Genomic DNA, 11,665 nt, shown 5'->3' with positions numbered 1-11,665 from the left:
GGAGACCAGCTGCTGTACTTCGCCGGCCGCCGGTTCGAAGGCCGCGTCATCTCGCGGCTCAAGGGGCAGGAAAAGCGCATCGCGCGCGCCAGAAGGCTGATCGCCCGCCACCCGATGCTGTTCGTTATCGGGGTGCGTTTCATGTACGGTTTCCGCATCATCGGCCCGGTGCTGATCGGCGCCAGCCGCCTGCCGCCGTCGCGCTTCGTGCCGCTCAATATCCTCGGCGCCATTCTCTGGGCGACGATCTTCGTCATGCTCGGCTATTTTGGCGGCCAGGCGATCGAACGCTTCGTTACCGGCTTCGACAAAAAGCTCTCCGGCCTGCTGTTTGTCGCGCTGGCGATCGCCGCCATCCTGCTGGTGCGCTTCTGGTGGCGTAAACGCCACCCGGAGTAAGCAAACGCAGCGGGCGTCAGCTTTCCTGCGGCGCCGCGCGCATCAGCTCGACCAGCTCGCGCGCCGCCTTGTCCAGCGGGCGGTTCTTCAGCCAGATCAAATGCATCGGCAAGCGCAGCTCGTTCTTGGTGTTTTTGAATTTCAGCCGCACCAGCCTCCCCTGCGCCAGCAGCGGCTCGGCCAGCGACAGCGGGAAGTTGCCCCAGCCCAGGCCCGCCTCCACCATGTTCAGCGCCATCGGCAAGCTGTCGGTGCGCCAATACGCCTCCGCCACCTGCGGGCGCAGATCGCCGATCGGCAGATCGCGGCTGGCCACCATGATCTGCCGCACGTTGACCAGATCCTCGAGAAACAGCTCGCCCGCCGCGCCGTCCAGCGCCGGGTGCTGCGGCGACAGCATCGCCACCAGCGATTCCGCGCCGACGAAGTGGAACTGTTCTGCGCTGTTGATGTTCAGCCCGCCAAACGCCAGACAAACGCCGACGCGCTCCTGATGCAGCATATGCAGCACGTCGTCCTGCGGCGCGCTGAGCACTTCGATGTTCAGCAGCGGATAACGCTGCGACAGCGTTTTCACCGCCGCCAGCAGGCCGGTGCCGTTGATATCCGACGCCACGCCGATCGAAAGTCGACTCTCCAGCCCCTGGGATAGCTCGATGGCGTGCACCTGCAGTTGCTTGAGCTGCCCGGCGATCAGGCGGGCGTGCGGCGCCAGAGCCAGCGCCAGCGCGGTCGGCGTCGGTTCGCGGTGAGAACGGTCGAACAAGGCAAAACCGAGCTCCGCCTCCATGTTGGCGATAGCCATGCTGACGGCGGACGGCACGCGCCGCAGCGCGCGGGCGGCCGCGGAAAACGAGCCGCGATCGAGCACCGCCAAAAACAGTTCGATATTGTCGCTGGAGAAATTCATTGTTTAACTTGTCAACAAAACTGACAGCTCCTGACTTTTTCTATCAATGTGATTGACGTTATCTTAGCCGCCGTCGCCACAGAGGCAACTAAAAACCGATCGGGAGAAAACGATGCAAGGCGTCAAACGCAAACTGGTGTATGTCACCGCTTATGAAATCATCGGCATGGCGATCTCGGCGCTGGGGCTGGCGCTGCTGTCAGGCCATGCGCCAAGCAGCACCGGGCCGCTGGCGGTGGTGATCACCACCATTGCGGTCAGCTGGAACTTTATTTACAACTATTTATTCGAGTGGTGGGAAAGCCGCCAGGTGTCGCGCACCCGCACGCTCAAACGCCGCATTTTGCACGCCGTCGGCTTTCAGCTGACGCTGGTGATGTATCTGATCCCGCTGATCGCCTGGTGGATGGGCATCACGCTGTGGCAGGCGCTGCTGCTGGATATGGCGTTGATCGTCATCATTCCTTGCTACACCTTCCTGTTTAACTGGGCGTTCGACAAGCTGTTCGGCCTGCCCGCATCGGCCCTGCCGGCCGGTGAATCGGCCTAAGACTCGCTACGCGCCCACCGACCCGCTGCTGATCCCATTTTCTGCGCGGGTCGCCATTTCCTTCCCCCTTAATTCTCACCGCGAAATATAAGAACAACACCCTGTAATTTGCACGGTAATTATTATTTTGTGATTTTAATCACTTTTTATTCTTCGATATTTCCGTCTTGATAAAACATCACATCTTTTTGAATAATATATCCTTTTATATTTGGATTAAAAAATAAACACAATTGTTCACGTTTTATGCGCAGTATTTTTTGCCACCATTACGGAGAAAAGGTAGCATGCTTCGCCGTTATTTTAATGATGGCTGTATACACAATAAACAGCGGAATGATGCCACGACCTCATTCTCATGACGATTGGTCATAGCAATCGTTTGCTCTCGTTAAGAGCAGGGTTAACATAGACAGGTAAACAGGACGGATAATGCACTCACAAAAAAAGTCGGCGGATGACAAACACGCCGCCAGAAGACGCTGGCTAGACTCTCATGAATCCGGTTATCACAAAAGCATGGGCAACCGGCAAATCCAAATGATCGCCATCGGCGGCTCCATCGGTACCGGCTTGTTCCTCGGTACCGGCGGCCGTCTCGAGTTGGCCGGGCCGGCGCTGGCGCTGGTCTACCTGGTGTGCGGGATCTTCTCTTTCTTCATCCTGCGCGCGCTGGGCGAACTGGTGCTGCATCGCCCTTCCAGCGGTAGCTTCGTTTCTTACGCCCGCGAATTCCTCGGTGAGAAAGCCTCTTACGTCGCCGGCTGGATGTATTTCCTCAACTGGGCGATGACCGGCATCGTCGACATCACTGCCGTGGCGCTGTACATGCACTACTGGGGCACCTTCGCCGACGTGCCGCAGTGGCTGTTTGCCCTCGGCGCGCTCGGCATCGTCGCCACCATGAACATGATCGGCGTGAAGTGGTTCGCCGAAATGGAGTTCTGGTTCGCGCTGATCAAGGTCGTCGCCATCGCGCTGTTCCTGATTGTCGGCGTCGTCTTCCTCGGCACCGGCACCCCGGTCGCCGGCCACACCACCGGCATGCACCTGATCACCGAAAACGGCGGCATGTTCCCGCACGGCCTGCTGCCGGCGCTGGTGCTGGTGCAAGGGGTGATCTTCGCCTTCGCCGGCATCGAGCTTATCGGCACCGCCGCCGGCGAGTGTAAAGATCCAGCTAAAATGATGCCCAAAGCGATCAACAGCGTGATCTGGCGCATCGGTCTGTTCTACGTCGGCTCCGTGGTGCTGCTGGTGCTGCTGCTGCCGTGGAACGCCTATCAGGCCGGCCAAAGCCCGTTTGTCACCTTCTTCAGCAAGCTGGGCGTGCCTTACATCGGCACCATCATGAACATCGTGGTGTTGACCGCCGCGCTGTCCAGCCTCAACTCCGGCCTCTATTCCACCGGCCGCATCCTGCGTTCGCTGGCGATGGGCGGCTCCGCGCCGAAGCTGATGGCTAAAATGAGCAGCCAGCAGGTGCCTTACGCCGGCATCCTGGTTACCTGCGGCATCTACGTGATCGGCGTGGTGCTCAACTACCTGGTGCCGTCGCGGGTATTCGAGATCGTGCTGAACATCGCCTCACTGGGCATCATCGCCTCCTGGGCGTTTATCATCGTTTGCCAGATGCGCCTGCGCAAAGCCGTGCGCGAAGGCCGTGCGCAGCCGGTATCGTTCAGAATGCCGGGCGCGCCGTTCACCTCCTGGCTGACGCTGGCATTCCTGCTGATCGTGGTGGTGATGATGGCGTTCGACTACCCGAACGGCACCTGGACCATCGCCACCATTCCGGTGCTGGCGGTGCTGCTGACGCTGGGCTGGTTCGGCCTGCGCAAGCGCGCGCAGGAAGTGAAGCTGGAGCAGCAGGCTCACGAAGAGCAGAACCCGCGCTGAATCGACAAACCGCCCTCCGGGGCGGTTTTTTTTATCCGCTATAAACGGCCGTAAAACGTCATTCTGGCGCTTTCCGACAGCATGACATCCGGCTGCGCATTGTAGGCCAGCACCACCAGCATGCGCGTGGTGTCGCCTTCGGTCGGCGTCACCCGGTGCATGGCGTTGCGCCCGCGAAACAGCACCAAATCCCCCTCCTCGATCGCCAGCTGTTTGACCGCCCGCTCGCCGTCCAGCACCTGCGTGACCCCGGCATAGTTCATCTCGCCGCGATCGGCGTCGCGCAGGTTCTCAACGTATTCGAAACGGCCGCCCGCCTGCGGTTTCTGGATCAGCAGCGTGATGGCAAACGAGGAGTTGTCAAAATGCCAGCCCAGCTCCTGACCGGCGTGGGCGTAATGCAGGTTGATCGACGACAGCCGATCGGCGTAGGGATACAGCTGCGCCTCATCCAACACCGCGCAGAGAAACTCGCGAAACGCCGGGGCGTCGTACAGCGCGCGCAGCGGCGACTGCAGCGGAATATCCTCGTCGGTAATGCAGCCCTTGGACGACGACACCAGCCGGTTGCGCGCGTGATCGGCCGGCAGCGCGTCGTCCTGCGGGCGCAGATACACGTTGTGTTGGCTGGTGGCATAAAACGCCGCATGGTGCTATTCGGCGCCCTCCAGCCTTATCGTCGCCAGCGCGGCGGCGCGCAGAAATCCCGGCAGCACCAGCGCGCCGGCGCGCGCCAGCGTTTGCCGGCAACGGGCGCGGAACGCGGCGTCGTCGATGGGATGGGCGGACAGATCGATAATATCGGCAAGTGGCGGCATGACGTTCCCCTCGTGTGCGAAAGCCGGATGCCTCTCACTGTAGCGAATGCCGCATTGCCGCCATAACAAAAATACGTTATGGATAAGCTAACGAATTCTTAGCGATAAGTCCTGCTCATGCACTCACCGTCCCGTGCGCGCTTGCCCAAGCTGAGCGCCATTCTGGCGTTCGAAACCGCCGCTCGCACCGGCAGCCTGGCCCGCGCGGCGGATGCGCTGGCGCTGACCGCCGCCGCCGTCAGCCAACAGATCCGCCAGCTCGAACAACATCTGGGCATCACGCTGTTCATTCGCGCCAAAAGCGGCGTCACGCTGACCGAGCAGGGCGCGGACTACCTGGCCTACGTGCAGGAGGCGTTTGAAACGCTGCGCGTGGCGCAGCAGCACGTGGAACGCCAGCGCGGCAAACAGACGCTGACGGTGTTCACCCTGCCGGCATTGGCCTCCAAATGGCTGAACCCGGCGCTGGGCGACTGGCTGGCGCAGTGCCCCGACGGCGATCTGCGGCTGCACGCGACCCATGCGGCGGTCGATTTCGCCCATTCGGCGGCGGATTTCGCCCTGTGCTTCGGCGATCAGGATTACCCGCTGCTGGAAAAGGCGCGGCTGTTTCAGGATTGGGTGCAGCCGGTGTGCAGCCCGGCGCTGCGCGAGTGCGGCGACTGGACGCAGCTGCCGCTGATCCACGTCGACTGGGGTAAGGAGAGCCAGTTTTTGCCGGGCTGGCACGAGTGGTTCACCGCCGCCGATCGGCCACCGCCGCCGCGGCGCGGGCTGACCTATAACCTGACGTCACTGGCCATCGACGCCGCCGTGCAAGGGCGCGGGGTGCTGCTCGGCCAGCGGCGGCTGATCGCCCGTGAACTGGCGGAGGGCCAACTGGTCACGCTGGCCGAACCGGCGCTGCCGCTCAGCAAACCCTACTACGTGGTTTACCCGCCGCGCACGCTGGAAAAACCCGGCGCAGCGGCGTTTCTCCGTTGGGTGCAGGCGCTGGCTCAGCGCGCGGTATAACCGCCGTCGATGCTGTAAAACGCGCCGGTGGTGAAACTGCTGTCGTCCGAAAGCAGGAAAGCCACCGTTTTCGCCACCTCTTCCCGCGTCGCCATTCTCCCCATCGGGTGCGAAGCGGCCATCTGCGCCCGCGCCGACGCCGGCAGTTCCCCCATCGCCGGCGTATCCACATAGCCCGGCCCGACGGCATTGACGCGCACGCCGCGCGTGGCGAATTCCAGCGCCGCCGAGCGCGTCAGGCCCAGCACGCCATGCTTGGCGGCGGTATAAGGTGCGATCCCGGCAATGCCCACCACGCCGTTGGCGGAAGAGAGGTTCACCACCGCCCCGCCGCCGCCGGCGACGATCGCCGGCAGGCCATACTTCATGCCGAAAAACGTGCCGCTCAGGCAAGTGGCGATCACCTCATGCCAATCGTCGACCGCGTACCGATCGATATCCACCTCGTGCGGGCCGGTGATCCCTGCGTTGTTGACCAGCAGATGCAGCGCGCCGCAGCGCCGCACGGTCTCTTCAATACCCTGCTGTACCGACTGCGCATCGCGCACGTCCATCCGCAACGTCATCACCCGCCGGCCGTCGGGATCGAGCCGCGCAGCGGCGGCGGTGAGAGGCGCTGCGTGGCGGCCGGTCATCACCACCGTGGCTCCGCGCCGAAACAGCTCGGCGGCGATCGCTTCGCCAATGCCGGTGGACGCGCCGGTCACCAGCGCCACCCGATGTTTGAAATCTTGCATAGCCGTTCTCCTGTAACGTTGAACTCAGGGGAACAGGCTAGCGCCGGCAAGTGACAGTTTGCGGCAGCAGTGATGCCCAACACGGCGAGAAATAAAAGGAGTAATGCTTATCAATATTTTATCTATACGATGGAAGTAAATTGTATAACCATTTTATTTTCATCATTAAATGTATAAGGCGCACCCACTCTGACGCCAAAACTCATTATAACTTTTTATATATTAGTTAGATTAAACCCCTATTTTCCCCGCTGTCACAAAACTGTCATAGATAAATGCATCTTAACTTTTCGGAGCATTTATCATGGCAAAGACTCGCATTATCGCTACCATCGGCCCCGCCTCTCGCCACATCAACACGTTGGCAGCGCTGGAAAAAGCCGGCATGTCCGTCGCCCGATTGAACGGTTCGCACAACACGCTCGACTGGCATGCGGAAACCATCGCCCTGCTGCGTAAAACGTTGCCGGATACGCCGGTGCTGTTGGACATTCCCGGTAGAAAAATCCGCACATTGCAACTGAAACACGAACCCTCATTCACTAAAGGGCAAACGCTGATCCTCACGACCGATACCTCGCATAACGGGGAGGAAAAAGTCCCGGTGGGGTACGGCCGGTTGCATGAACGGCTGACGGTGGGCGATAAGGTTTTCGCCGATGATGGCACCCTCTCGTTCCAGGTCGTTAACATCGTCGATCGGGACATCCACCTGCAGGCCGACATGGACGGCCAACTGAAAAGCCGCAAAGGCATCAATGTGCCTGGCATCGATCTCGGGCAGGCGCTGATAACGGAGAAAGATCGCGACATGATCGCCTTCGCCAAAGCACATCAAGTGGACTACATCGGCATAAGCTTCGTCGAAAGCGCGGCACACATCAACGCGATCAGAACGCTGATCGGAGGCGATACGCCCCGCATCGTGGCGAAAGTGGAAAACAGCGGCGGCATAGAGCATCTGGAGGAAGTCATCGCCGCCGCCGACGTTATCATGATCGATCGCGGCGATCTGGCGGTAGAAACCTCGATCGACCGCGTTTCTCTCTACCAAAAACAGATCCTCCTAGCCGCCTCCCATGCGGGCAAACCCACCATTGTAGCGACGGAATTGCTGCACAGCATGATAGAGAACCCGCTGCCAACCAAAGCGGAGGTCAGCGACATCACCAACGCGGTGCTGGATGGCGCCGCGGCGGTGATGCTCTCCGGTGAAACCGCCGTAGGCCGCTATCCTCTGGAGGCCGTTGCCCGTATCGCCAGCGTAGCCCATCAGGCGGAACAGCATTTAGCGCATGCGCCCCACTCATCCCCCCCTGCGCAGGTTGACGATATTCGACAGGCTGTCGGCGCCCTTATCCGCGCCTTGCCGATCTCCCGGGTGGTGGTGTTTTCTCGCACAGGTTACAGCGTGCGCATCGCCGCCATGGCCAACATCGGCATCCCGATCGTCGCATTCGGCAACGATGCGGCGACGGTGCGCAGCTGGAATATGCTGCCAGGCATCACCGGCCTGACATTGCCTCGGATCGATCTGACACAGCCGGAAACCGAACGTTTGGCTCTGAATGTCCTGTCAGACAATGGATTGATAAATCGGCACGATGTTTTGCTGCTGGTCAGCGCCCAGCAAGACAATCAGCATATCAGCGGGAATATCTTGCGCACGCTCAGCGCCGATGCCTACCTGCAATCTGACGCGGCGCGGGAACCTCACCGGAAAGAAGAGGTGGCCTGATGGATAATCATACGTTGTTCTATCTGGTGATTGCGCTATTTGCCGTGATCCAATCGGTTTTCGGCATGGGCATCTTGGTGTTCGGTACACCGACGCTATTAATGCTGGGCGTTGATTTCTCCTCCGTACTTGGGCTGCTGCTGCCGTCGTCGGTGCTGATCTCTCTGACGCAGACGCTTGGCGCCCGCCGCATTGCTTTTCCCGCTCGCGAAAAGGTCAATATGCTGATTTGCGCCATTTTCGTCATTCTGGCGCTGAGCCTGGTCTTGCATTCGACGGTGAAAGTGAATGTCGATCTGCTGGTGGGCGCCATCCTGCTGTTTTCCGCCTTGATGCGCTTTCGTCTGTCACTGCAAGAAACATTGAAACGTTATCTCGGCAAACATCAGCGCGCTTATGTCGCAGTCATGGGTCTGATACATGGCGTCACCAACATGGGTGGCGCCTTGCTGGCACTCTACGCTGCCGCCAGCCATCGCGAGAAACTGGAGATAAGAACCACCGTCTCCCGTTACTACCTGATGTTCGGTTTAATTCAATTGGCCACGCTGGCCAGCATTAAATGGCAAGCCCTGAGCCTCGACGGTTTCACCGCGGCACCGCTGGCCCTACTGGTGTATCTGGTCGTCGGCAATCTGCTGTTCAAGAGAGCCAGCGCTCCCGTTTATGAAAAAATGGTGACCGGCTTTATTGCCTTCTATGGCGTGGTCGTTCTCACTAAAGGCTATTTATAGGCTCCCCATGACGACGACTCTCTTTTCTCTGATCCCGGTGATATTTTTAATCGCCATGGGATTCACACTACGGCACAAGAACCTGATCGATCGGGCTTTCTGGCTGCCCTGCGAAAAGCTGAATTACTTTTATCTCTTCCCGGCGCTGATGTTTATCCAGGTCGGCAAAGCCGACCTCAGCCAGTTTCCGGTGCGGCCGATTGCCCTGTCTGTACTGGGCGCTGTCCTGATTGGCGCCTTGTCGTTGTACCTCTGGCGAATCTGGCTAAAACAGCCCGGGCCGGTTTTTTCTTCGGTCATACAGGGCGCTCTGCGCCCCAATACCTACATCGGGGTTGCCGCAGCGGCGGCGACTTTCGGCCACACCGGCCTGACGGTGACCTCCATCAGCATCGCCGTCGCCATCCCGCTGTTGAACGTGGCCTCGATTGTCATACTGATGCATTACGGTCAGGGTACCCGCCCCGGCGGCAAACAGATCGCCAAAGCGCTGGGGAAAAACCCAGTGATCCTTTCGGTCTTGGCCGGTCTGGCCTTCAACGCCAGCGGCTGGTCGCTTGGCGCGGCGCTGGAGAACATTCTCACCATTCTCGGCGGCGCCTCTCTACCATTGGGGTTGCTGGCGGTCGGCGCAGGGCTGGATATACAGGCGGCGCGTACGGCGCAGGGCCCCGTACTGCAATCGTCCTTCGTCAAGTTACTGCTGGTACCGCTGTTGACGCTGGGAATCGGCATCACCCTGGGCATCTCCGGCCCGGTGCTGGCGACTATCGTCCTGTTTAACGCCTTACCCTGTACACCTTCCGCCTACATCATGGCGAGACTGCTGGGCGGCGATCATCGCTTGTCGGCCGGTATCATCACGATCCAAACGTTGCTGGCGGCGGTCACCATTCCTGTTATTTTGCTGCTGACCCAGTTTTCAGCTCATCCAGCTTAAGATGGGCCTCATACTTCCGCCACAACGCGTCGAACCAGCCGTCGTCTCCATGACGATCGTTGATGCGCTCGACCGCTTCCGCACACTGTCGGCGGGCCAAGGCCAACAGGCCGGCCTCGCCCGCCGATAAAACAGCCAATAAGCGCGCCATTTCCACCAGATAGTGACGGGCAAAGGAGACATCGTAATCGGTAATGTTCTTGCTGTTGTCAATCAAGTCGCACAGTTTGATGGTCTGCGCTTCCGCACAGGCCTGCGCGCTGTGCCGCAGATTGGCATTTTTACGGTGCAGACGCTCACCGCCGTAGCTGCGAGGCTGCACGTCGGTCAACATTTCCACATAACGCTCGACCGTCGGACCAAATTCTCGCCGGATATCCGCCAGGGTCACCGCCGTATCTTCTACCGTATCATGCAGCCAGGCAGCGGCGACCATTTCTGGCGTCGGCTTAGCCCGCTGCAGCAAATCCACCACCGCTGCAGGATGCACGATATACGGCTCCCCGGTGAACTTGCGTCGCTGATTGCAGGCATGATGAGCGTCATTGGCAAATCGCTGCGCTTTCAAGGTTAAATCCATACTTTCTCCTTATCCATATCGATTCAGTGTAACGGCAGCCATGCTGACATCTGAGTCGATTTGGTTATGAGTTATGCCGACAACGCAGCACGTAATGCGCTCACAAACGCCGCAAAGCCCGCTATTTTATGCCTACTTTTTCTCATGCGAGACACCCTGTGGATACCCAACGCTACCTGCAGCATATCGGCTTTGCCGGCGCCGCCCGCCCCGATCTCCCCACGTTGCAACAGCTGCACCATCGCCACATGCTGAGCGTACCGTTCGAGAACCTGAGCATTATTTATCATCAGGGCATTCAGTTGGCGCCCGAAGCGCTGTTCAGCAAGGTGGTCGAGCGTAACCGCGGCGGTTTCTGTTATGAGCTGAACACGCTGTTCGCCCTGCTGCTGCGGGAGATCGGTTTCAAGGTGAGCTTCATCTCCGGCGAGATCCGCGCGCGCGACGGCCATTTCGGCCCGCCCTACGACCATCTGGCGCTGCGGGTGGATCTGGCGGAGCAGGCCTGGCTGGTGGACGTCGGTTTCGGCGATTCCTTCCTGACGCCGCTGAAGATCGTCGCCGCCGAGCCGCAACCGCAGGCCAGCGGCACCTTCCACCTGGAGCGGGAAGGCGAGTATTACCTGCTGGAGCGCCGCAACGGCGACCAACGCTCGCATGCCAAAACGCTGTATCGCTTTACCGTTCAGCCGCGCGAGTTGCACGAGTTCGACGAGATGTGCCGGTTCCACAGCACCTCGCCGCAGTCGCATTTCACCCAACGCCTGGTGTGTTCACGGCCGACGGAACACGGCCGGGTGACCCTCAGCGACATGAAGCTGATCGTGACCGAAGATCACCAGCGCCACGAAACGACGCTGCATTCGGAAGAGGAACGCCGCGCCGCGCTGTGGCAGCATTTCGCCATCGATTTGGATCGTTGACGGCGCCGGCAACGCCCTTTTATTACGATTCTGTTACATCGATTGCATAACCGCGCTTGGCTGATTGCCAGCACCGCGGCGGCAGGCATCATAGGGTCATGATTCGGCAACAGAGTGCGAAAATGATCCGTGTGATACTGGTGGATGACCATGTGGTGGTGCGCTCCGGCTTTGCGCAATTGCTCAGCCTCGAAGACGATCTCGACGTGGTGGGGCAATACAGCAGCGCGGCGGCAGCCTGGCCGGCATTGCTGCGCGACGACATCAGCGTCGCGGTGATGGACATCGCCATGCCGGATGAAAACGGCCTGAGCCTGTTGAAACGCCTGCGGGCGCAGAAGCCGCAGTTCCGCGCGATCATCCTCAGTATCTATGACTCCCCGACCTTCGTGCAGAGCGCGCTGGATGCCGGCGCCAGCGGCT

Annotated in this window: 12 protein-coding genes and 1 pseudogene; 9 read left to right on the top strand and 4 right to left on the bottom strand. The window is 60.0% G+C overall.

Features of this window, described 5'->3' with window-relative positions; genetic code table 11:
* A partial coding sequence (locus ADK28_RS02230; RefSeq protein WP_048794769.1) for a DedA family protein occupies window positions 1-399 on the top strand: 399 nt, incomplete at its 5' end.
* A gap of 16 nt (window positions 400-415) precedes the next feature.
* Here ADK28_RS02230 and ADK28_RS02225 read toward each other — a convergent pair.
* On the bottom strand, window positions 416-1,309 hold the full coding sequence (locus ADK28_RS02225; protein WP_048794768.1) for a LysR family transcriptional regulator: 894 nt from the start codon (window positions 1,307-1,309) through the stop codon (window positions 416-418).
* A 112-nt stretch (window positions 1,310-1,421) separates the two neighbouring features.
* On the opposite strand from ADK28_RS02225, the gene ADK28_RS02220 reads away from it, so the two are divergent.
* Complete coding sequence (locus tag ADK28_RS02220; protein ID WP_048794767.1) at window positions 1,422-1,859, top strand: PACE efflux transporter; 438 nt, start codon at window positions 1,422-1,424, stop codon at window positions 1,857-1,859.
* 432 nt (window positions 1,860-2,291) lie between these two features.
* Complete coding sequence (gene ansP / locus ADK28_RS02215) at window positions 2,292-3,758, top strand: L-asparagine permease (protein ID WP_028127655.1); 1,467 nt, start codon at window positions 2,292-2,294, stop codon at window positions 3,756-3,758.
* Window positions 3,759-3,796: 38 nt separating this feature from the next.
* Here the strand turns inward: ansP and ADK28_RS02210 are convergent.
* A pseudogene (locus tag ADK28_RS02210) lies at window positions 3,797-4,576 on the bottom strand (HalD/BesD family halogenase).
* 117 nt (window positions 4,577-4,693) lie between these two features.
* Between ADK28_RS02210 and ADK28_RS02205 the strand changes: the two are divergent.
* The gene (locus tag ADK28_RS02205; protein ID WP_033641027.1) at window positions 4,694-5,590 is read left to right on the top strand and encodes a LysR substrate-binding domain-containing protein; all 897 of its coding nucleotides are present in this window, start codon (window positions 4,694-4,696) and stop codon (window positions 5,588-5,590) included.
* Here the strand turns inward: ADK28_RS02205 and ADK28_RS02200 are convergent.
* Window positions 5,575-6,327 (bottom strand): SDR family NAD(P)-dependent oxidoreductase, encoded by a 753-nt coding sequence (locus ADK28_RS02200; protein ID WP_048794766.1) that lies wholly within the window; start codon window positions 6,325-6,327, stop codon window positions 5,575-5,577. The genes ADK28_RS02205 and ADK28_RS02200 overlap by 16 nt on opposite strands.
* Window positions 6,328-6,631: 304 nt before the next feature.
* On the opposite strand from ADK28_RS02200, the gene pyk reads away from it, so the two are divergent.
* Genes pyk through ADK28_RS02185 form a run of 3 tightly spaced genes read left to right on the top strand, consistent with a single transcriptional unit; the run spans window position 6,632 to window position 9,739 of the window.
* Window positions 6,632-8,065, top strand: coding sequence for a pyruvate kinase (pyk, locus tag ADK28_RS02195; RefSeq protein WP_016928659.1), 1,434 nt, complete (start codon window positions 6,632-6,634; stop codon window positions 8,063-8,065).
* On the top strand, window positions 8,065-8,799 hold the full coding sequence (locus ADK28_RS02190; RefSeq protein WP_033641029.1) for a TSUP family transporter: 735 nt from the start codon (window positions 8,065-8,067) through the stop codon (window positions 8,797-8,799). The genes pyk and ADK28_RS02190 overlap by 1 nt, the downstream gene beginning before the upstream one ends.
* A 7-nt stretch (window positions 8,800-8,806) precedes the next feature.
* Window positions 8,807-9,739, top strand: coding sequence for an AEC family transporter (locus ADK28_RS02185; protein ID WP_033641030.1), 933 nt, complete (start codon window positions 8,807-8,809; stop codon window positions 9,737-9,739).
* Here ADK28_RS02185 and ADK28_RS02180 read toward each other — a convergent pair.
* A complete protein-coding gene (locus ADK28_RS02180; protein WP_016928662.1) occupies window positions 9,699-10,319 on the bottom strand; it encodes an HD domain-containing protein in 621 nt (206 codons plus the stop codon). The two genes, ADK28_RS02185 and ADK28_RS02180, sit on opposite strands and share 41 nt — an antisense overlap.
* Window positions 10,320-10,477: 158 nt before the next feature.
* Here ADK28_RS02180 and ADK28_RS02175 point away from each other — a divergent pair, with 158 nt between their 5' ends.
* Complete coding sequence (locus ADK28_RS02175) at window positions 10,478-11,242, top strand: arylamine N-acetyltransferase family protein (RefSeq protein ID WP_048794765.1); 765 nt, start codon at window positions 10,478-10,480, stop codon at window positions 11,240-11,242.
* A gap of 122 nt (window positions 11,243-11,364) precedes the next feature.
* The coding region (locus tag ADK28_RS02170) for a response regulator (protein ID WP_048794770.1) at window positions 11,365-11,665 on the top strand (301 nt) is incomplete at its 3' end.

The organism is Serratia sp. 506_PEND, from assembly GCF_001076875.1.
Taxonomy (GTDB): Bacteria; Pseudomonadota; Gammaproteobacteria; order Enterobacterales; family Enterobacteriaceae; genus Serratia; species Serratia marcescens.
Note: the sequence above shows the minus strand (reverse complement) of the source record. Positions and strands in the feature narration are given on the sequence as shown.

Bases quoted from the DNA above. Each gene is read 5' to 3' on its own strand.
- ADK28_RS02190 (WP_033641029.1), top strand. From the start codon at position 8,065: ATGGATAATCATACGTTGTTCTATCTGGTGATTGCGCTATTTGCCGTG.
- ADK28_RS02180 (WP_016928662.1), bottom strand. From the start codon at position 10,319: ATGGATTTAACCTTGAAAGCGCAGCGATTTGCCAATGACGCTCATCAT.
- ADK28_RS02225 (WP_048794768.1), bottom strand. From the start codon at position 1,309: ATGAATTTCTCCAGCGACAATATCGAACTGTTTTTGGCGGTGCTCGAT.
- ansP (WP_028127655.1), top strand. From the start codon at position 2,292: ATGCACTCACAAAAAAAGTCGGCGGATGACAAACACGCCGCCAGAAGA.
- ADK28_RS02185 (WP_033641030.1), top strand. From the start codon at position 8,807: ATGACGACGACTCTCTTTTCTCTGATCCCGGTGATATTTTTAATCGCC.
- ADK28_RS02220 (WP_048794767.1), top strand. From the start codon at position 1,422: ATGCAAGGCGTCAAACGCAAACTGGTGTATGTCACCGCTTATGAAATC.
- pyk (WP_016928659.1), top strand. From the start codon at position 6,632: ATGGCAAAGACTCGCATTATCGCTACCATCGGCCCCGCCTCTCGCCAC.
- ADK28_RS02200 (WP_048794766.1), bottom strand. From the start codon at position 6,327: ATGCAAGATTTCAAACATCGGGTGGCGCTGGTGACCGGCGCGTCCACC.
- ADK28_RS02205 (WP_033641027.1), top strand. From the start codon at position 4,694: ATGCACTCACCGTCCCGTGCGCGCTTGCCCAAGCTGAGCGCCATTCTG.